This is a genomic window from Embleya sp. NPDC055664, assembly GCF_053618075.1.
The window spans coordinates 196,889-216,013 of record NZ_JBSHGZ010000001.1 but is presented as its reverse complement, the minus strand read 5'-3'; the positions used below and the strand labels follow the sequence as shown (position 1 = coordinate 216,013).

General features: G+C 71.3%; 16 protein-coding genes. 9 read left to right on the top strand and 7 right to left on the bottom strand.

The window, feature by feature from the left end:
• Positions 1 to 40: 40 nt before the first annotated feature.
• The gene (locus ACWGR4_RS00850) at positions 41 to 1,237 is read left to right on the top strand and encodes an MFS transporter (protein WP_452130157.1); all 1,197 of its coding nucleotides are present in this window, start codon (positions 41 to 43) and stop codon (positions 1,235 to 1,237) included.
• Between the two features lie 312 nt (positions 1,238 to 1,549).
• On the opposite strand, the gene ACWGR4_RS00845 is transcribed toward ACWGR4_RS00850, so the two are convergent.
• The 5 genes from ACWGR4_RS00845 to ACWGR4_RS00825 all read right to left on the bottom strand — a co-directional run bounded on the left by ACWGR4_RS00845 (position 1,550) and on the right by ACWGR4_RS00825 (position 6,037).
• Positions 1,550 to 2,524 carry a fumarylacetoacetate hydrolase family protein gene (locus tag ACWGR4_RS00845; protein ID WP_452130156.1) on the bottom strand — a complete coding sequence of 325 codons (975 nt, stop codon included), beginning with the start codon at positions 2,522 to 2,524 and terminating at the stop codon, positions 1,550 to 1,552.
• Positions 2,525 to 2,635: 111 nt separating this feature from the next.
• A complete protein-coding gene (locus ACWGR4_RS00840; protein WP_452130155.1) occupies positions 2,636 to 3,265 on the bottom strand; it encodes a CoA transferase subunit B in 630 nt (209 codons plus the stop codon).
• Positions 3,265 to 4,050: a CoA transferase subunit A gene (locus ACWGR4_RS00835; RefSeq protein ID WP_452130154.1), complete on the bottom strand. Its 786-nt coding sequence runs from the start codon at positions 4,048 to 4,050 to the stop codon at positions 3,265 to 3,267. Before ACWGR4_RS00835 ends, ACWGR4_RS00840 begins: the two co-directional genes overlap by 1 nt.
• A 372-nt stretch (positions 4,051 to 4,422) precedes the next feature.
• Positions 4,423 to 5,358, bottom strand: coding sequence for an MBL fold metallo-hydrolase (locus tag ACWGR4_RS00830; RefSeq protein ID WP_379996493.1), 936 nt, complete (start codon positions 5,356 to 5,358; stop codon positions 4,423 to 4,425).
• A 139-nt stretch (positions 5,359 to 5,497) separates the two neighbouring features.
• Complete coding sequence (locus ACWGR4_RS00825; protein ID WP_452130153.1) at positions 5,498 to 6,037, bottom strand: TIGR03086 family metal-binding protein; 540 nt, start codon at positions 6,035 to 6,037, stop codon at positions 5,498 to 5,500.
• 289 nt (positions 6,038 to 6,326) lie between these two features.
• Here ACWGR4_RS00825 and ACWGR4_RS00820 point away from each other — a divergent pair, with 289 nt between their 5' ends.
• The 8 genes from ACWGR4_RS00820 to ACWGR4_RS00785 all read left to right on the top strand — a co-directional run bounded on the left by ACWGR4_RS00820 (position 6,327) and on the right by ACWGR4_RS00785 (position 17,013).
• On the top strand, positions 6,327 to 7,037 hold the full coding sequence (locus tag ACWGR4_RS00820) for a DsbA family oxidoreductase (protein WP_452130152.1): 711 nt from the start codon (positions 6,327 to 6,329) through the stop codon (positions 7,035 to 7,037).
• Positions 7,034 to 8,266 carry an MFS transporter gene (locus tag ACWGR4_RS00815; RefSeq protein ID WP_379996486.1) on the top strand — a complete coding sequence of 411 codons (1,233 nt, stop codon included), beginning with the start codon at positions 7,034 to 7,036 and terminating at the stop codon, positions 8,264 to 8,266. The genes ACWGR4_RS00820 and ACWGR4_RS00815 overlap by 4 nt, the downstream gene beginning before the upstream one ends.
• 820 nt (positions 8,267 to 9,086) lie before the next feature.
• Positions 9,087 to 11,696 (top strand): sensor histidine kinase, encoded by a 2,610-nt coding sequence (locus tag ACWGR4_RS00810; protein ID WP_379996484.1) that lies wholly within the window; start codon positions 9,087 to 9,089, stop codon positions 11,694 to 11,696.
• On the top strand, positions 11,693 to 12,118 hold the full coding sequence (locus ACWGR4_RS00805; RefSeq protein ID WP_078974825.1) for a roadblock/LC7 domain-containing protein: 426 nt from the start codon (positions 11,693 to 11,695) through the stop codon (positions 12,116 to 12,118). Before ACWGR4_RS00810 ends, ACWGR4_RS00805 begins: the two co-directional genes overlap by 4 nt.
• Positions 12,119 to 12,198: 80 nt before the next feature.
• Positions 12,199 to 13,413 carry an ABC transporter substrate-binding protein gene (locus tag ACWGR4_RS00800; protein WP_395791312.1) on the top strand — a complete coding sequence of 405 codons (1,215 nt, stop codon included), beginning with the start codon at positions 12,199 to 12,201 and terminating at the stop codon, positions 13,411 to 13,413.
• A 30-nt stretch (positions 13,414 to 13,443) separates the two neighbouring features.
• Positions 13,444 to 14,319, top strand: a complete 876-nt coding sequence (locus ACWGR4_RS00795) for a branched-chain amino acid ABC transporter permease (RefSeq protein WP_452130151.1) — start codon at positions 13,444 to 13,446, stop codon at positions 14,317 to 14,319.
• Positions 14,316 to 16,301 (top strand): ABC transporter permease subunit, encoded by a 1,986-nt coding sequence (locus ACWGR4_RS00790; protein ID WP_452130150.1) that lies wholly within the window; start codon positions 14,316 to 14,318, stop codon positions 16,299 to 16,301. Before ACWGR4_RS00795 ends, ACWGR4_RS00790 begins: the two co-directional genes overlap by 4 nt.
• Before the next feature lie 4 nt (positions 16,302 to 16,305).
• Positions 16,306 to 17,013 carry an ABC transporter ATP-binding protein gene (locus ACWGR4_RS00785; RefSeq protein WP_379996475.1) on the top strand — a complete coding sequence of 236 codons (708 nt, stop codon included), beginning with the start codon at positions 16,306 to 16,308 and terminating at the stop codon, positions 17,011 to 17,013.
• Positions 17,014 to 17,063: 50 nt separating this feature from the next.
• On the opposite strand, the gene ACWGR4_RS00780 is transcribed toward ACWGR4_RS00785, so the two are convergent.
• Positions 17,064 to 17,768: an FHA domain-containing protein gene (locus ACWGR4_RS00780; protein WP_452130149.1), complete on the bottom strand. Its 705-nt coding sequence runs from the start codon at positions 17,766 to 17,768 to the stop codon at positions 17,064 to 17,066.
• Between the two features lie 55 nt (positions 17,769 to 17,823).
• Complete coding sequence (locus ACWGR4_RS00775) at positions 17,824 to 19,122, bottom strand: VWA domain-containing protein (RefSeq protein ID WP_379996471.1); 1,299 nt, start codon at positions 19,120 to 19,122, stop codon at positions 17,824 to 17,826.
• Between the last annotated feature and the right edge of the window lie 3 nt (positions 19,123 to 19,125).

The following is a 19,125-nucleotide window of genomic DNA, read 5'->3' as shown; positions in this document are numbered from 1 at the left end:
CCGGTTGCAACATGCTACCAAGGTTGCCTATGGTCACCTGGTGGCAACTTGCAACCAGATATCTCGCGCCCTCACCCTGCTCTTCGCGATCGCCGCCGGCGTCGCGGTCGCCAACGTCTACCTCGCCCAGCCGCTCCTGGTCACCATGGGCCACGACATCGGCCTCGCCCCCGGCACGGTCGGCGTCGTGGTCACCCTGACCCAGGTCGGCTACGGGTTCGGCCTGTTCCTGCTCGTCCCGCTGGGCGACCTGATCGACCGCCGCCGCCTGATCGTGGGTCAATTCGCGCTGCTCGCGGTCGCGTTGGTCGCCGTCGGGACGGCCCGGGGAGCCGCCCCGCTGTTCCCGGCGATGATCGCGGTCGGCCTGCTCGCCGTGGTCACCCAGGCGGTGGTCGCCTACGCGGCCTCGCTCGCCGCCCCCGCCGAACGAGGTCGCGTGGTCGGCGCGGTCACCAGCGGCGTGGTCGTCGGCATCCTGCTCGCCCGCACCGTCTCGGGTGTGCTGGCCGACCTCGCGGGCTGGCGCGCGGTGTACCTGTGCTCGGCCGCGCTGACCCTGGTCCTGGCGGCGACGCTGTACCGCGTACTCCCGAGGCGGCGCGCCGGCACTGCCCCGCTGTCGTACCGCAGGCTGCTCGGCTCGACCGTGAGGCTGTTCGTCGAGGAACCGGTCTTCCGCGTCCGGGCCGGCTTCGCCCTGCTGATCTTCGCCGCGTTCAGCACCCTCTGGAGCAGCATCGCCCTGCCGCTGAGCGAACCTCCGCTGTCCCTGTCGCACACCGCGATCGGCGCGTTCGGCCTGGCCGGCGCGGCCGGCGCGCTGGGCGCGATCCCGGCCGGGCGGCTGGCCGACCTCGGCCACGCACACCGGGTCACCGGGATCGCGCTGGTGTTGCTGAGCGTGTCCTGGCTGCCGCTCGCCTTGACCCGCCGGTCGTTGTGGGCCCTGGTGGTGGGCACGATCGTGCTCGACCTCGCCGTCCAGGCGGTACACGTGACCAATCAGAGCCTGATCTACCCACTCCGTCCGGACGCCGGCAGTCGGCTGATCGGCGGCTACATGATCTTCTACTCGATCGGCAGCGCGGGCGGTGCGATCGCCTCGACCACGCTGTACGCGGCGGCGGGCTGGACCGCCGTCTGCCTGCTCGGCGCGGGCTTCGGCGCGCTCGCGCTGCTGCTGTGGGCACTGGACCCGACGCGACGCGGCCGGCCCGCGCCGGTCGGCGCGTGAGCCCGCCTCCCGTCGCATCGACGCTTTCGGTGACGAGTTGCCGATCCTGGACGAACGCGGCCTGGACGGCGCCGCCGCCGCGCGGACGCCCTGGACGGCCGGGTGACGCTGCACGGTCCGGCCGGCGGACCGACCCGGCTCCGGGCGGGGTCGCCGTGCGGGTGGTGATCGCCGAGGACGACGCGCTGCTGCGTGAAGTCCTGACCCTGCTGCCGGCCGGCGAGGGCTTCGAGGTGGTCGCGGCGGCCGAACGGCCGAACCCGCGCCCGGTCGGCGGCCCCGGGCGGGGTTCGCCGGCCGGGCGTCGCCGGCTCACGCGTCGAAGGAGTCCCTGCGGGTGCGCGGGCGCTTGCGCGCCGCCGGGATGGGCTGCGGGGCCGCGCCCTCGACGACCGTGTTGGCCACCGTACCGATGCCCTCGACCGTCAGCGAGACCGTGTCGCCGGCGCGCAGCGACGGCAACTCGCTTCCCCGGCCCCACAGTTCGCCCAGGCAACCACCGTTGCCACAGGTGCCGGTGCCGAGCACGTCGCCGGGCCGGATCCAGGTGCCGCGCGAGGCGTAGGCGACCAGTTCGGCGGGCGGCCAGCCCATGTTGACCAGCGAGTCCCGACCGACCTCGACGCCGTTGACCGAGGCGCGCATGGCGAGGTCCAGGAAGCCGTCCGCGTCGCGGTACTCCTCGAACTCGTCCGCCGTCACCAACCACGGGCCGAGCGTGGTCGCGGTGTCCTTGCCCTTGCACGGGCCGAGGCCGACCCGCATCTCGCGGGACTGGAGGTCGCGGGCCGACCAGTCGTTGAAGATGGTGTAGCCGATGATGTGTTCGGCCGCCTGATCCACCGTCAGGTCCCGCCCCACCCGGCCGATCACGATGCCGACCTCCAACTCGAAGTCGAGTACGGCCGACCCCGGCGGCATCGGGACCGGGTCGTTCGGGCCGATGATCGCGTACGGGTTGGTGAAGTAGAAGGTGGGCAGCTCGTACCACTCCGGGACCACGACCGCGCCCGGTCCCTGCACGGTGATCATGGCCCCTTCGACGTGCTCCTCGAACGCCACGAAGTCGCGGACCGTGGGCGGCTGGAGCGGCGGCAGCAGGCGTACGTCGGCGAGCGCGACCGAGGGACCGGCCAGGGCCTGCTCGCCCGCCGCGCGCAGGGCCTCGGCGCCACGCTCGATCAGGCCGAGCAGGGTCTCTCCGGCCGGCAGCGGATGTACCGCCTCCTCGCCCGACACCACTCCGGAGTGGATCGAGCCATTCAGGTCGAAGGTCGCGAACTTCACGATTGGTGCTCCTTGTTCCGGTACGTGCCGAGGACCGGCGACGATGCGTCGGTATCGCTAAATGATCACATCGGCGCCGGTCGATCCACGCCCCGACCTCGGCGGACGGCGTCAGGTCAGCAGCCGCGCACCGGTCTTCGCGCGCACCTCGTCCGCGGTCACCCCGGGGGCGGTCTCGATCAGGAGCAGGCCGCGATCGGTCACGTCGAGCACCGCGAGGTCGGTGATGATCCGCCGCACGCACCGTTTCCCGGTGAGCGGCAGGGAGCACTCGTCGACGATCTTGTGTTCGCCCTTCCTGGTCACGTGCTCCATCAGCACGATCACCCGGCGGGCGCCGTGCACGAGGTCCATCGCGCCGCCCATGCCCTTGATCATGCTGCCGGGGACGGTCCAGTTCGCCAGGTCGCCGACCACGCTGACCTGCATCGCGCCCAGGATGGCGGTGTCGATGTGGCCGCCTCGGATCATCCCGAAGGAGAGCGCCGAGTCGAAGTAGGAGGCGCCGGGCAGGACCGTGACGGTCTCCTTGCCGGCGTTGATCAGGTCCGGGTCGACCGCGTCCTCCGTCGGGTACGGCCCCACGCCGAGCAGGCCGTTCTCCGAGTGCAACACGACGTGTACGCCGGCCGGGATGTGGTTGGGCACGAGGGTGGGCAGCCCGATCCCGAGGTTGACGTAGGAGCCGTCGATCAGCTCGGCCGCTGCCCGCGCGGCCATCTCGTCCCTGGTCAGGGCCATCAGTCGCGCACCGTTCCGCGCACCGCCGGCGCGCCGTTCGTGGTCTTCTTCTCGATCGGCTTCTCGGCGACCTGGGCGGGGGTCAGCGCCACCACGCGCTGGACGAATACCCCGGGCAGGTGTACCGCGTCGGGATCGAGCTCGCCCGGCTCGACCAGTTCCTCGACCTCGGCGACGGTGATCCGACCGGCCATCGCCGCGAGGGGGTTGAAGTTGCGCGCCGACTTGTCGAACACCAGGTTGCCGTGCCGGTCGCCGCGGGCCGCCCGGACCAGGGCGAAGTCGGTGGTGATGGCCTCCTCCAGGACGTACTCGACGCCGTCGAAGACGCGGACCTCCTTGCGCGGCGAGGCCACCAGTACGTTGCCCGCGGCGTCGTAGCGCCACGGCAGTCCACCGTCGGCGACCTGCGTCCCGACCCCGGCCGGCGTGTAGAACGCCGGGATCCCACAACCACCGGCCCGCAATCGCTCGGCCAGTGTGCCCTGAGGGGTCAGCTCCAGTTCCAGTTCCCCGGCGAGGTACTGCCGGGCGAACTCCTTGTTCTCCCCCACGTAGCTACCGGTGGCCCGAGCGATCCTCCCGGCATGCAGCAGGATGCCGAGCCCCCACCGATCGACGCCGCAGTTGTTCGAAACCACCCTCAGCCCGGCGGCCCCCTGCGCATGCAGGGCACCGATCAACACCGAAGGAATCCCACAGAGCCCGAACCCCCCAACGGCAATCGAGGCCCCGTCCCACACATCCGAAACCGCCTCAGCAGCCGCCCCGACCACCTTGTCCACACCATCTCCATTCACCGCCCCGCCCCCGGACGCTAACCCCACCCCGCCCAACCCCCCACAGCCCCCTTCCACTCACCGGAAGCCCGAGGACAGGCAACAACCAAGCGAACACACCGGCAACCCGAAGCCGCACACAACGACGCCGACCGGGCCAAAAATCCAGCCCAGCCGGCGTTTGGGACCACTCACCAAAAGCCCGAGGGCGGACAACGACCGAGCAGACCCGCCCGACACCCCGAAGCCGCACACGACAACGCCGACCGGGCCAAAATCTCAGCCCGGCCGGCGTTTGAGGCCACTCGGCCGAAGGCCGGACAGATCAGCCCGGCCGGCGTTCGAGGCCGGCCAGGCCACCAGGCCGGCCAACCACAACTACGCGTAGCACGAGAGCGGCTTGCCCCCGTTGAACGTCACCATGTCCCCGAGCGCCGCGTAGATGTCGATCGCCCCCGCCCGCTCCACCCCGCCCAACTCCGCGTAGGCCCGGTGCAGGTTGCCCACGATCCGCTCCGAGTCGGACAGCGCCGCGTACTCGCCCAGGTCCGTCTCCCGCGCCACGCTCAACGGGTCCAGACCCGCGTCGAGGCCCTTGCGCGCGGTCTCCAGCACGAACTCGGTGTACCCGATGGCGTAGTCGATCTGGTCCGGACCGCACACCTCGCCGTGCCCGGGGACCAACGTCGTCGCGCCCAACTCCTTTACCTTCTCCAGCACTTCGAGGTAGCCGGCGGGCGAACCCATCAGCAGGAACGGAGTACCGCCGTTGAAGATCAGGTCGCCCGTGTACAGGACGCTCTGCTCCTCCAGCCACACCACCGAGTCGTTCGAGGTGTGCGCGGCACCGAAGTGCCGGACCTGGGCCCGCAGTTCGCCCGCGTACACGGTGACGCCCTCGGTGAAGGTGAGGAACGGCGGCACCGCCCGCACGCCGCCCCAGCCCACGCCCGGCCAGATCGACTCGACCTCCATGATCCCGAGGTTCAGTATCTCGGTCCGGGTCTTCTCGTGCGCGACGATCGTGGCCGTCTCGAACAGGTAGTTCCCGTTCGTGTGGTCCCCGTGGTGGTGCGTGTTGATCAGCGTGCGCACCGGTGCGTCGGTGTGCTTGGCGATCGTCTCCTGGAAGGTCCGGGTGCGGGCCTCGGTGGCGCAGCCGTCGATCGCGACGACGCCCTCCGGACCGACCAGGAACCCGGTGTTGTTGATCCACCAGGTGCCGTCCGGCTGGATGTACGCATACGCTCCGTCGGCCACCTCCTGGACGCGAGGCGGATCCATCCGGCCGTGATCGTGCTGCGACGTGCTCATCGATACTCCCGATCGACTGGGGGTGTGCGTTGACGTGCTTACACCGCCGACCGCCCTCCGCGCAGCCTGACGTACCGTCAGTTGCCGCGTCCGGGAGGGCTTGTCCCGGGATGTCCCGGGCCCGATCGGCGATTTGCGGTCAGTTGACCACGCGTCCGGTGAACGCGGCGAGTCGGTCCGCGGCCGGCGCCTCCGGGTCGACCGGCTGCTCCGGGCCGAACGCGCGGCCCTCGCCGCGGGCCGCGTCCGGAAGCGTCTGCCGCATACGCTCGAGCAGTTCCTCGGCGAGTTCGGGGTCCAGGTCGCTCGGCCGGCCCAGCGCCCGGGCCAGGTCCCACGCGTGCACGAAGATGTCGCCGGTGGCCATGCCGAGCAGGAAGCCGCCGGTCCGCTCGCCGAACGGGGTCTTGATGGCGGCGGCGACCCGCTCCGGGGTGAAGGTCGCGACCATCGTCTCGACCGCCGCCTCGAAGTCTTCGCGGGGGTCCTCGGAGACCGGCTCGTTCGGCCCGGTCAGCGCCGACGCGAGGCCGCGCTGCGCGCCGGTTGCATGCGCCAGCAGGGCCCGGACGTCCCATTCCGAACACGGACAGGGCAGGGTCAACTCCGCGTCGCCGACCTCGGCCAGCAGCAGGCGGAAGCTCTCGACGGCGCGCCGATACTGGGTGATCCGGTCCACGATGACTCCTCGGGGGTGACGCCGCGCCCACGCGGCGTGATGTCCGGGTGACGGGAGACGAGCAGCGGACAGGCTATGCCCAGGCCCCGAAGCCGCGATACGTCGCGGTTGGGGAATGATGACGCCTGCACGAATGTTTCGTCTCGGGTGCGTCCGGCACCGGGGCCGCCGGTACACCCGACCCGCGCCCGTCCCGTACACCGCCCGAATTTCCCGCGTCCCGACGCGCCGTCGCGGCCCGACACCGCGCGCCGACCCCGGGCCCCCGATCCGGAAGGCTGGAGAGCAAGTGAAGGTCGAGATCTACAGCGATATCGCGTGCCCGTGGTGCTACGTCGGCAAGCGGCGCTTCGAGCGCGCGTTGGCCGTGTTCCCCGGCGGCGAGGACGTCGAGGTCACGTACCGCCCGTACGAACTGGACCCGAGCACGCCCACGGAACCGGCCCCACTGCGCGAGCGGCTGGCGAAGAAGTTCGGCGCGGGCAACCTGGACGCGATGAACGCCCGGCTCGCCGAGATCGGCGCGGGCGAGGGCATCACCTTCGACTTCGCCAACGCGCTGGCCGTGAACACGCTGACCGCACACCGGGTGTTGCGGCTCGCGCTGACCGAGTACGGCCCGGCGGCCCAGGCCGCGCTCAAGGACCGGTTGCTCGCCGCGTACTTCACCGAGGGCGAGAACGTCGCCGACCACACCCGCCTGGCCGAGTTCGCGGTCGAGGCCGGCCTGGATCGTGATCGGGTGCTCGCCTACCTGACCTCCGACGAGGGCGTCGCCGAGGTGCGGCGGGAGATCGACGAGGCGCGGGAGATGGGCGTCACGGCGGTGCCGACGTTCGTCTTCGAGGGCACGTGGGCGGTGCAGGGCGCGGAGGAGTCCGCCACCTTCCTCCGGGTGCTCAAGCAGGTGCGGGAGGGGATGCGCGAGCGCGACGGCTCGTCGTCCGCCCCGGAGCCGGCCGCCGGCGACGCCTGCGCCGACGGCTCCTGCGCGGTGTGAGCACGCTGGGGGAACGGGCCGAGACACCGTCCGTCGCGCGGCTGCGTCGCGCGCGGTTCGCGGCACTGTTCGTCTTCTTCGCGTTCAGCGCCGCGGTGGCCGACTTCCTGGCCCGGATCCCCCAGTTCAAGGAGGATCTGGACCTGGACGACGCCCAGTTGGGCCTGGCCCTGCTCGGCTCGCCGGTCGGCGCGCTGGTGGCGGTACAACTCGCGGGCACCGCCGCCGGGCGCTGGGGCAGCAGACGCGTCGCCCGGGTGTCGGTGATCGGCGGCTGCCTGTCCCTGCTGCTGCCGGCGTTCGCGTGGGACCTGCCCTCGCTCGCGGTCGGGTTGCTGGTCCTGGGTGGCCTGATGGGCTTCACCGATGTCGCGGCCAACGCCCAGGGCGTGGCGATCGAACAGCGGTTGCGCCGCCCGATCATGAACAGCCTGCACGGCGGCTACAGTCTGGGCGGCCTGTTCGGGGCCCTGATCGGCTCCGGCGCGGCGGCGCTCGGCATCACCCCCAGGGTGCACCTGTCGATCATGGCCGGCGTACTGGCGGTCGCGGTGTGGGTGGGGTCGCGGGCACTTCTGGGTCCCGCGGACGACCCCCATGTCCGCGAGCCGGTACGCGCGCCGGAGACCACCACCGACGCGGACCGCGCACCCGCCCCGACCGAGGGCGGCCTGGGCCGACTGCTCGCGGGCTACCGTGCGGTGGTCCTGCTCGCGCTGATCGGCCTGTGCTCCTTCGTCGGCGAGGGCGCGGTCGCCGACTGGAGCGGGGTGCACCTGCGCGAAACGCTGGACAGTTCGGCGGGCGTCGCCGGCCTCGGCTTCGCGGGGATGTCGGTGGCCATGGCGGCCGGCCGCTTCGCGGGCGACCACGTGGTGGAACGCTTCGGCCCGGTGCGCGTGTTGCGCGTGGGCGCGCTGATCGCCGCGCTGGGCATGACGATCGCGCTGGTCACCCCCTGGCCGGCGGTATCGGTACTCGGCTTCACCCTGTTCGGCATCGGCGTGGCTCCGGTTGCCCCGGTGACGTTCAGCGCGGCCGGCAACACCCCCGGGGTTCCGGCGGCATGGGCCATCTCCCGGGTGACCGGCATCGCGTACATCGGCCTGCTGGCCGGCCCTCCGGTGATCGGCTTCATCGCCCACCACACCAGCCTGACCACGGCTCTGGCCATCCCCGCGGTACTCGTGGCCGTCATCGCCCTCACCGCGGGAGCGGTCCGCCGCTGACCGGGAGTTCGGCACCGAACCGGGGCAAGTCATGCCCGAACGGGACAGGTTCGGTGCCGAATCGCCGTCGACCGGGCGCCGACCCGGGGCCGGAGCGGCATGCCTCCAGCAGCCTCCCCGCGCAACACGACCGGCTGTCGGGGCACTTGATCGATGTAGGTACAGGTCGACCAATAGCCGGCGGACAACCGACGCGCGGGCGGTGTACGAGGCGGCGGAATCGGTCCGGGCCGGGCGGTACCGACGCCGAGGAGTCGCGGCCCACTCGTGCCCTCGGGCCGCCCGACGGCCGTCCCACGTCCCCCGACATGTGACTCTCCCGACCCCGCCTCGCCATCGAATTCACCCGGGCGGCTTCCGACGACCCCCGCCGCGCCACGCCGACCTCCGGATAAACGGAGCGCAACGATCCGGTATATCCCAACCAATGGTTGGCAAACGGGCACCACTTCTCGGGTGTAGAAATCAGGATATAGACCTGCGACAACCGACGCCCGACCCCAAATCGCTCGATATCAGGACCTGTATTGCCATGCGGTACAATCCATATTCCTTCGCATAGTTAACTTACGCGTGTCAACATTCGGCACCGTATGCGGGCCGGCGTGCGTATTACCCACCGGCAACTGCGAGCACACGTGCGAATGCCGCTAGGCTCTGCCCGTCGTGCACGGAATAGGACGCGATCCGCGTCACCGAAAAGGCAAGACCGGAAAGTGCGAATCATCGGGAAAATGACGTACTTGACAAGCGGAATAATTGACTCCGCATCCCTGGCTCTCTCCCCCGCCCCCTCCTCCCTCCGGGCGCCGATCGGGTGGTGGACAAACTGAACATCACTCGCAAACTCGTCCTGCTCGTCGCCGTGCCGCTCACCGTGATGGTGGGTTCGGCGGGCCTCGCCGTGTCCACCACGACCGGCGAAGCCCTGGACGCGAATCGCCTGCGCTCGCTGACCAAGGTGTCCGCCGAGGCGGGCGAACTCGCGCACCGGCTGCAGAGCGAACGCGCCGCGGCCACCGCAGTGTTGTGGCCCGACCCCGGCGCGCTGGCGGCGTACCACCAGCGCACCGCCGCGACGGACGAGAGCGCCGCGCGCTACCACAAGCTGCGCAAGGACCTCGGCTCGATCCCGGGCAACACGAAGGAACGGTTGCGCAAGCTGGACGCGGGCCTGACCGACCTGGTCGCGCTGCGCAAACAGGTCCAGGAGCCCAAGGGCACCTCGCTGACCGCCGTCGTCTTCCGCTACCGCATCCTGATCGCCGCCACGCTCGACTACCGTGACAGCGTGGCCCAGGCAGGCGGCGCCGGTCCCGACAACTCGGACCGACTGCGCGCAGCGGCGGCACTGTCCCACGCCACCGAATGGCTCGGCCAGCAACAGAGCGCGGTGTTGCGTGCGTTGGCCGCCAAGACGCTGTCGCCGGCCCAACAGCAGGACATCCTGGCCACCCGCACCGGCTACGACGAGAGCGAGTCGTCGTTCGAGTCGCTCGCCGACGCCGACTGGATCCCCTGGCTGGAACAGGCCCAGACCGGGCCGGAGATCCAGGCCGTGCACCTCCTCGAGGACGCCGTCTCGCGGATCCGCGTGGACAGCTCCGTCTTCATCTCGCAGGTCGAGTGGACCAAGGCGACCAACGACCGCATCGCCAAGATGAGCGACGTGGAGCGCAAGGTCGACGCCTCCGTGCTGTCCTCGGTCACCGACGAGCGCGACTCCCGCCGCTGGTGGGCGATCGGCCAGGGTGGCGCGGTGCTGCTCGCGCTGATCGCCGCCGTGCTGCTCGTGCTGCGCCTCGGCCGGCCGATGACCCGTGAGCTGGTGCGTCTGCGCGACACCGCGCACGATGTGGCCTACACCGGTCTGCCGGAAGCGGTCGCCAAGCTCCAGCAGGGTCGTTCCCTCGACGGCGCGACCGCCGAGGAGATGGCCGAACGCGCCGGCACCCCGATCGAGGTGCGCGGCAAGGACGAGATCGCCGAGGTCAGCTCGGCGTTCAACACCATGTTCACCTCCGCGGTCAAGATCGCCGCCGAACAGGCGGTCCTGCGCGCCGGTATCGCGACCGTGCTGGTCGCCCTCGCCCGCCGCAACCAGCGTCTGACCGACGGCCTGGTCAAGGTCTTGGACGAGGCCGAGGCGCACGAGCAGGACCCGGACCGGCTCAAGCGGCTGTACTCGCTGGACCACTTGGTCCAGCGGATGGGCCGCAACAACACCAGTCTGCTCGTGCTCGGCGGCGAGGGCACCGCGCGCGTGCGCGAGGACGCCCTGCTCCTGGACGTGGCGCGCGCGGCGGTCGGCCGGATCGAACGGTTCACCCGGGTCGACCCCGGCGCGGTGGACCCGCGCATCCTGATCGCCGGTCGGGCCCGCGACGACGTCGCGCACCTGCTCGCCGAACTCATGGACAACGCGACCAAGTTCAGCCGCCCGGAGACCTGGGTGGTGCTCCAGGCGAACCGGCGCGGCGACGGCGCGGTGCTGACCGTGACCGACAGTGGCGTGGGCATCACCCCCGAGCGACTGGCCGCGTTCAACGAACGCCTGTCCTCGCCGGCCCAGTTGGACGTGCACGCGGTGCGCACGATGGGTCTGACCGTGGCCGGGCACCTCGCCGCGCGCTACGGCATCACCATCACCCTGGGGCCCGGGCCCCAGGGCGGCACGGTCGCCGAGGTGGATCTGCCCGAGACGATCGTGGTCTTCCGCGATCGCCCCGGCCGGCACCGCGCGGGCGCGCCGAAGAACGAGGCGCCGGCGCTGCCGAAGCCGACTCCCACGCGCGCGATCGACAGCGGCGTACGTGCCGGCGGTCACCCCGACCCCGGTCCGTTCGAGCCCGTGCAGAACGTGTTCACGCCGGTCAAGCCGCAACCGGTCAGCGACGCGAGCGCTCCGGGACCGCAGGTACCCGCGCCCTCGGGCCTGCGCTTCACCGGCTCCCGGCCGCCCGCCCCGGCGGCACCCACCCCGCCGACGCTCGCTCCGCCGATTCGCACGCCGGCGACCCCGGCGGCACCGGCGAACCCGGGCACACCGGCCGGCCCGGCGAACCCGGCACTCCCGGGGACCCCGGCGACGCCGGACCGCTCCGCCGGACGCGGGGCCGAATCCCTGCCCCCGCGTTTGACTCCGGAACCCTCCGAGTCCGGCCGCACCACCAACAAGGGCCTGCCGCTGCGCGTACGCCGGGACACCCCGACCGTGCACCCCGGCACGCCCCCCGCGCCCGCCGCGCCGCTGGTCGGCTCGGCCGGGGCACCCGCCCGGGCGAACCCCACGACGCCGGACCGCCGAGACGCCCGCCAGGTGTCCGCGGCGATGTCGGCCTTCGCCCAGGGCATCGGGCACAGCCGGGCCCGACGCGCCCCCTCGCCCCGTCCCGACGGCGGCGAACCGGATCCCAAGGAGAGATCGTGACCCACCCCACCGCAGCCGATCTCAGCTGGCTGCTCAACGATTTCGCCACCCGGGTGCCCGATGTGCTGCACGCCGTCGCGGTCTCCGCGGACGGCCTCGTGGTGGCCAACACCAGCACGCTGCCGCAGGACCGCGCCGACCAGCTCGGCGCGGTCGCGTCCGGCCTGGTCAGCCTTCTGGCCGGTGCCGCACGGCTGTTCGGCACCGACCCGGTGGCCAGCAACCTGACCGAGATGAACGGTGCGTTCATGTTCTCGATGCAGGTCAGCGACGGTGCGTCGCTGCTCGTGCTGGCCTCGCGCGAGTGCGACATCGGCCAGGTCTCGTTCGAGATGGCCGAGCTGATCAACCAGGTCGGCCCGGCCCTGACCCCCGCGGCACGGGAGCGCTTCCTGCACGTGCAGCGCGGCGCGCTGAGCTGACCGACGCACCCCCGCGTCCCTCCCGACGCGACGCATCCCACCGATCGACCGCTGTACCCGTCCGAACCCTGGAGCACGTCATGACCCCGGCAAGTCCCATATCCCGTCGCTCGTTCCGCGTCAGTGCCGCGGGACTCCTCGCCGGCGCGCTGGCGTTCACCGCCGCGTGCAGCGGCAGCGCGGCCGACGACAAGAAGGGCGGCTCGTCCTCGGGCACGCTCAAGATCGGCCTGACGATCCCGCTCACCGGTGTGTACGCGGCGCTCGGGCCGGACCTGCAGAACGGCTTCCAGACCTATCTGGACCAGCACGGCGGCAAGCTGGGCGGGCACAAGGTCGAGCTGGTGATCACCGACGAGGGCGACGGTCCGCAGACCTCGGTGCCCTCGGTGACCAAGCTGATCAAGCAGGACAAGGTCACCGCGGTGGTGGGTCTGTCCAACGCCGCCACGGTGGCGGCCAACGTGGACCTGGTGAACGACAACAAGGTGCCGATGATCGGCGCCGTCGGCCGCCCCGGCGAGATCAAGCGGCAGGACTACGTCTGGCACACCAGCTACCTCTCCGAGGAGCCGGGTGTGGCTGCGGCGCCGTACATCAAGGAGGCCGTGCAGGGTCCGGTCTACGCGATCGGCCCGGAGTACCAGGGTGGGTTCGACCAGCTGCGCGGCTTCACCGAGACGTTCGACAAGCTCGGCGGCAAGCTGGCCAACCCGGACGGCAAGACCAAGTGGACGCCGTTCCCGGCGACCACCAACTTCCAGCCGTACTTCAACGAGATCAAGAACTCGGGCGCCAAGGCGGTCTACACGTTCTACGCGGGCACCGCCGCGGTGAACTTCGTCAAGCAGTACAAGCAGTCCGACATCAAGGACATCCCGCTGTACGCGGCGGGCTTCCTCACCGAGGGCGCGGTGCTCGGCGCCGAGGGCGACGCGGCCAAGGGCGTGTTCACCTCGCTCAACTACACGCCCACGCTGGACATCCCGGCCAACCGCTCGTTCGTCGCGGCCTACCAGGCGAAGTACAACACGCTGCCGACGATGATGTCGGCCACGATGTACGACGCGGCCGCCGTGCTGGACAAGGCGATCGCCGCCGCCGGCGACAAGGTCACCCCGGAGGCGGTCAACGCCCAGATCGCCAACACCGGCAAGGTGGACAGCCCGCGCGGTCCCTGGGAGTTCAACACCAAGTCGCACGCCCCGGTGCAGAAGTGGTACCTGCGTGAGGTCAAGCAGGACGGCACCGCGCTGAGCAACGTGATGGTCCGCGAACTCGGCACCCTGGGCTGACGGCGGATCGGGAGCGAAAGGGAGCGTGCCGTGGGCTGGTTCGACGACAATTTCATCCCGGCCCTGGACGGAGTGGCCTACGGGTTGCTGCTGTTCGTCGTGGCCGCGGGCCTGACTCTGGCCTTCGGTTCGGGCGGGGTCCTCAACCTCGCGCACGGCACGCTCTACGCGTTCGCCGCCTACACCGCCACCGAGGTCGCCGACGGCTCGTGGCTGGGCCTGGTGCTCGCGGTGCCGGCGGGGATCGCCGCCGGCGCGGCCGGCGGCGGGGTGCTCGCGGTGATGACCGCGCCGATCGCCGGCAGAGGACACATGGCGCAGGCCATGTTGACCTTCGGCGTCGCCCTGGTCGGCGGCGACCTGCTGATGACCGTGTTCGGCAAGGAAGACCCGCAGGTCTCGGTGCCGAGCGCGCTGGAGAAGCCGGTATCGATCCTGGGCCACAACTACCCGGGCTATCGGCTGGCGTTCATCGTGGTCGCCGTCGCGCTCGGCGCCGGCGGCTGGTACGTGCTGGCCCGCACCCGGATCGGCGCGGCCGTGCGCGCCTCCGTGGACGACCCCGAGATGCTCGCGGCCGGCGGCATCTCGCCCGCCCGGGTGCGCTCGGGCGTGCTGATCGCGGCCGGCGCGCTGGCCGGTCTCGCGGGCGGTCTGGGCGCGCCGATCATCGGCCCGTCCACGTCGGTGGCCAACACCGTGCTGTTGCAGTCCCTGCTGGTCGTGGTGATCGGCGGCCTCGGCTCGGTCGGCGGCGCGCTGCTCGCCGCGATCCTGGTCGGCGAGGTGCAGACCCTCGGGGTCACGCTGATGCCCGACTTCGCGCCGTATCTGATGTACGCCACGATGGCCGTGATGCTGATCGCGCGAACCGCGCGCTTCGGCCCGACGGGGAGCCGAGTATGACCACCCTTGCAACGGCCGTCCTGCGCGCGCGTACCGCGCTGCACTCGCCGCGCGGGATCCTGGCCGGTCGGATCCTGGCCGTGGCGGCGATCGTGTGGCTGGTCGCGGCGCCGTACATGGTCGACCTGTTCACCATCATCCTGCTGTCCCAGGCGCTGTCCCTGGGCCTGCTCGCGGTCAGCGTCGCGGTGCTCGGCGGCGGCGCCGGGCTGCCCTCCCTCGGCCAGGTCGCGCCGTACGCGGTCGGCGGCTACACGGCGGCGATCCTGGCCGACCACGGCATGCGGATCGGCGTCGTCCACACCCTGCTGGCAGCCGCGGCGGGCGCCCTGTTCAACGCGCTCACCGCACCGATCGTGGTCCGCACCCGCGGCGTCACGGTCCTGATGATCACGCTGGCCGTCGGCGAACTGGTGCGCACCGCCGCGGAGAAGTGGAAGTCGGTCACCGGCGGTACCGACGGCAAGTCCGGCATCCCGCCGATCGAGCCGTTCTGGGGCATGGGCGACCTCGCCGACGACGTGGACACCTACTGGTACGTACTGCTCACCACCCTCGTGGTGATCGCCCTCACCGCGCTCGTGCTGCGCTCGCCGGCCGGGCTGCTGCTCGACGGCGCGCGCGAGAACGAGACCCGGATGCGCGCGACGGGCCACCCGGTGACGGGCTATCTCACCGTCACCTACATCGGGGTCGGCGCCATCGCGGGTGTCGCGGGCGCCCTGTTGATCTCGATCCAGCGCTACATCTCCCCCTCGCACATCGGCTTCGACACGTCCTCGCTGGTGCTGCTCGCGGTGGTCATCGGCGGCGGCGCGTCGCTGGTGGGCGCGATGATCGGCGCGGCGCTGATCGTGTTCACCCGGGACTGGCTGTCCGGTCCGTGGCCGGGGCACGGGCCGCTGCTGCTCGGCCTGCTGTTCCTGATCGCGGTGTACACGCTGCCGGGCGGGCTGGCCGGAGTGGTCGCGGGCGGGCCACGCGCGGCCTGGCGAAGTCTGGCCAAGGTAATCCGGCCGGACGGGAGGTCCACGGAAGCGGACGAGCCGGCGGCGAGCAAGTCGGAGGCGGACGAGCCGACCGCGGGCGAGTCGGCCGCGGGCGAACCGGCCGCGGACAAGCCGGCCGCGGACGAACCGGCCGCGGACAAGCCGGCCGTGGGCAAGCCGGACCTCGCCAAGAAGGCGGCGGACCCGAGCGCCGAAGTCGTCCCCGACCCCGACGCGTTGCTCACCATCACCGGTCTGACCCGGCGCTACGGCGCGCTGGCCGCGGTGGACGGTCTCGACCTGACCGTGCGTCGCGGCGCCCGGCACGCGCTGCTCGGTCCCAACGGCGCGGGCAAGTCGACCGTGCTGGCGATGATCGCGGGCGCGAACCCGGTCACCTCGGGCAGCATCGTCTTCGACGGTCGCGACATCACCGACCTGGCCCCGGCCCGGCGCTCCCGTCTGGGCATCGCGCGCGCATTCCAACAGCCCGCGGTGGTGCCCTCGTTGTCGGTCCTGGACAACGTGACGCTGGCCGCCTGGCGGCACGCCCGGCGCGGCGGCATCGGGTGGCGCCCGGCCCGCTACCGCGCTCTCGCGGGCGAGGCGGCGATCCATCTGGAGACGGTCGGCCTGACCGCGCGCGCCGACGAGATCGCCGGCGAACTCTCGCACGGCTCGCGCCGGTTGCTGGACATCGCGATGGCGCTCGCGGGGCGTCCGAAGCTGCTGCTCCTGGACGAGCCGGCCGCGGGTCTGACCGACACCGACATCGAGTTGCTGGCCGACGTGCTCAAGGCACTGCCCGCCGAGGTGACCATGGTCCTGGTCGAGCACAACTTCGCGCTGGTGCGTGAAGTCACCGACACCGTCACGGTGTTGGCCTCGGGTCAACTGCTCGCCACCGGCACGCCGGACGAGATCGCCGAGGACCGGGCGGTGCGCGACACCTATCTGGGCGCGTCCGAGCCCGAGCACCAGGAAGTGGGCTGACATCGTGCTGGAGATCGGCGAACTGACGGCGGGTTACCAGGGCGGCTCGGTGCTGCACGGGGTCGACCTGAGCGTGCCCGAGGGCACCGTGCACGCGCTCCTGGGCGCCAACGGGGCGGGCAAGTCCACCCTGATCCATACCGTCGCGGGCCTGCTCAAGCCCTCCGGCGGAAGGGTCGAACTGGCCGGTGTCGACCTCACCGGGCGCCCGGCACACCGGGTCTCGCACGCGGGCATCGGCCTGGTGCCGCAGGGCCGGCGGGTGTTCGCGAGCCTGACCGTGGCCGAGCATCTGCGCCTCGCCCACCGCAAGCACGCCGCGTGGACGCCCGCGCGGGTGTTGGAACTGCTGCCGCGACTGGGCGAGCGGGCCGGCAACCGCGGCTCGCAACTCTCCGGCGGGGAACAGCAGATGCTGGCGATCGCCCGGGCACTGCTCGGTGGTCCGCGGCTGATCCTGCTCGACGAGCCGACGGAGGGCCTGTCCCCCGTGATCGCCGAGCAGATCCGGCAACTGATCACCACGCTCGCCGACGAGGGCCTGACGATCCTGATCGCGGCGCCGCAACTGGGTTTCGTGCAGGGCATCGCGGACCGGCTGACCGTGCTGTCCACGGGCCGGGTCACCGCCCGGATGACCGCGGCCGAGGCGGCGGCCGACCCGGAACCGATCCTCGCCGCACTGGCCCCGGGTGTGGCCCACGTGGGCTGAACCACATCGCGCCGGTCGGGATCACCCCGACCGGCGCCCGGCCCCCTGTCTCACAGGTCCACGCGTCGGATCTCCAGCGTGGTCCAGGCACCCACGTGCACCCGGTCGCCGTCCTTCAGGTGCACCGGGTCGCGACGGACCCGGTCGTAACCGGAGTTGATGGTGGTGCCGTTGGCCGCGCCGAGGTCCATCACCTCCCACGTCCCGTCTCCGCAGCGCAGAAACATCGCATGCCGACGCGAGACGCCCGGGTCGTTGATCGCAATCTCGGGCGGAGCGGAAGTGGTACCGGCGACGCGCCGGCCGATCCGCATCGACTCGCCGGTCAACTCCAGCGTCCACGGCTCCTGTTCGTGCGGGAAGTGCATGTTGTGCGCGTCCGGGCCGTCCCATTCGAGCACCCTCAGGAAGTAGTCGTGATCGGGCACGACGCGCACGGTCCACAGGGTGCGGGTGGGGGGCGATGACGGCTCGCCCGGCCCGTCGTCCGGCTCCGTGGGCGTCACGTTCACGATGGGCTCGTAGACGATCGCCGTCGAGGGGTTCTCGTGCCCGCAGCCCTCACAGAACTGGTCGTCGGGCGTGTACTCGGTGGCACAGATCCGACAGATCAGCGTGCCTGCGGGCGGCTGTTCGGCGCGCCGGTCACCGCCGCCGCCGAGCTGCTGCGGATCCTCCGCGACGGTCATGGTGCGCCCGCACTCGTCGCAGTAGTCCGCGGCGGTGGACTGATGGCCGACCGGACAGATGTGCATGAGCGGACCTCCTTCCTGTTCCCCTACCCGACCCGACGTCGCCGAGCGGCGACGCTCAGTCCCTGGTGGGCGGTCCGACGCGGGCGGTCTTGTGCGACTCGACGTCGATGATCATCATGCCCTCCTCGTCGTTGCGCAGCCGGCTGGTGCCGTCGGCCTCGACCTCGACGACTCGGCGGAGCAGCTTCGCGGTGTGCTCGTCGCCCGCCTCGTCGGCCAGTTCGAGCGCCTGGACCAGGCGTGCGGTCGCGGTGGTCTCGTCCCCCCGCGTGCGCGCCTCCAAGCCTTCCTGGACGGCATTGGCCAGTTTCTCCCGGCCGGTGACCTTGGCGACCTCGGAGTTGATCCGGGTGGACAGTTCCTCGTCGTCGGTCCACTGCGCGAAGACGCCGGCCTTGGCCAGTTCCAGACCGCCCGAGCCGTCCGGCAGGACCACCGAGACCTGGCACGGCCGGCGCTTGCCGCCCGGGTTGACCTCGTCCGGTTCGACCTCGAGGCAGATGTGGTAGTGCTTGCTCTCGCCGCCCCATGAGCCGGTCGGGTAGTCACCGGCGTTCGGTCCGACGTCGGTACGCCGGGCGGTCAGGTCGTCGATCACCGGGTAGGTCTGCTTGACGTACTTCACCCGCGCGTTGTTGATCGTCCGCACGCGCAGGGCCACGTCGGCCACGGCCTTGCCCATCGCGTTCTCCATCATCCTGGTGAAATCCGCGACCAGGTCGGCCGGTTCGCTCACCAGGCCGATGTCGCCGAGCAGCGCGTTGGAGATCTTGCGCACCTCGTCCACCCGCCAGTCCAGGCCGATGCCGCGGCAGTCGCAGACGAACACGCCCTCGCAGTAGGCGATCGCCTCGGCCAGGTCCTGCTCGCGCTCGCTCTCGTTCTTGCCGTCGGTGAGCAGGATCGCGTGCCGGATCGCGTCGCGGTGCGGTTCGAGCAGCCGGCGGGCCATCAGCAACCACTGGCCCATGGCGGTGCCGCCGCGCGCGCGGAGCTTGTCCACCTCCCGCTTGGCCTCCTTGCGGCTGCGGTCGTCCGCCGGTACCAGCACCTCGTCGAACGGGTAGACCATCGACGCCATGCCGGTCCCGGAGACCACCGCGAACAACGTGCCGTCACGTAGCGTGTCGATCGCCGCCTTGGTGGCCTGCTTGGCCGCCTTGAGCTTGCTGGAGGGGAAGTCCATCGAGCCCGAGGTGTCCACCATGATCACCTCGGCGCCGCGCCTGGCGGAGCCCAGACCCGTCGGCAGTCCGGAAGCCTTGATGTGCGCCACGGCGTGGACCTCGTGTCCACCCATCGGCAGATAGGCGTTCTGGTTGATCTCGATGGTGAATTCGGGGGCGCCTGACATGAA

Bases quoted from the DNA above. Each gene is read 5' to 3' on its own strand.
- ACWGR4_RS00840 (WP_452130155.1), bottom strand. From the start codon at position 3,265: ATGGCCCTGACCAGGGACGAGATGGCCGCGCGGGCAGCGGCCGAGCTG.
- ACWGR4_RS00800 (WP_395791312.1), top strand. From the start codon at position 12,199: ATGACCCCGGCAAGTCCCATATCCCGTCGCTCGTTCCGCGTCAGTGCC.
- ACWGR4_RS00790 (WP_452130150.1), top strand. From the start codon at position 14,316: ATGACCACCCTTGCAACGGCCGTCCTGCGCGCGCGTACCGCGCTGCAC.
- ACWGR4_RS00775 (WP_379996471.1), bottom strand. From the start codon at position 19,122: ATGTCAGGCGCCCCCGAATTCACCATCGAGATCAACCAGAACGCCTAT.
- ACWGR4_RS00830 (WP_379996493.1), bottom strand. From the start codon at position 5,358: ATGAGCACGTCGCAGCACGATCACGGCCGGATGGATCCGCCTCGCGTC.
- ACWGR4_RS00780 (WP_452130149.1), bottom strand. From the start codon at position 17,768: ATGCACATCTGTCCGGTCGGCCATCAGTCCACCGCCGCGGACTACTGC.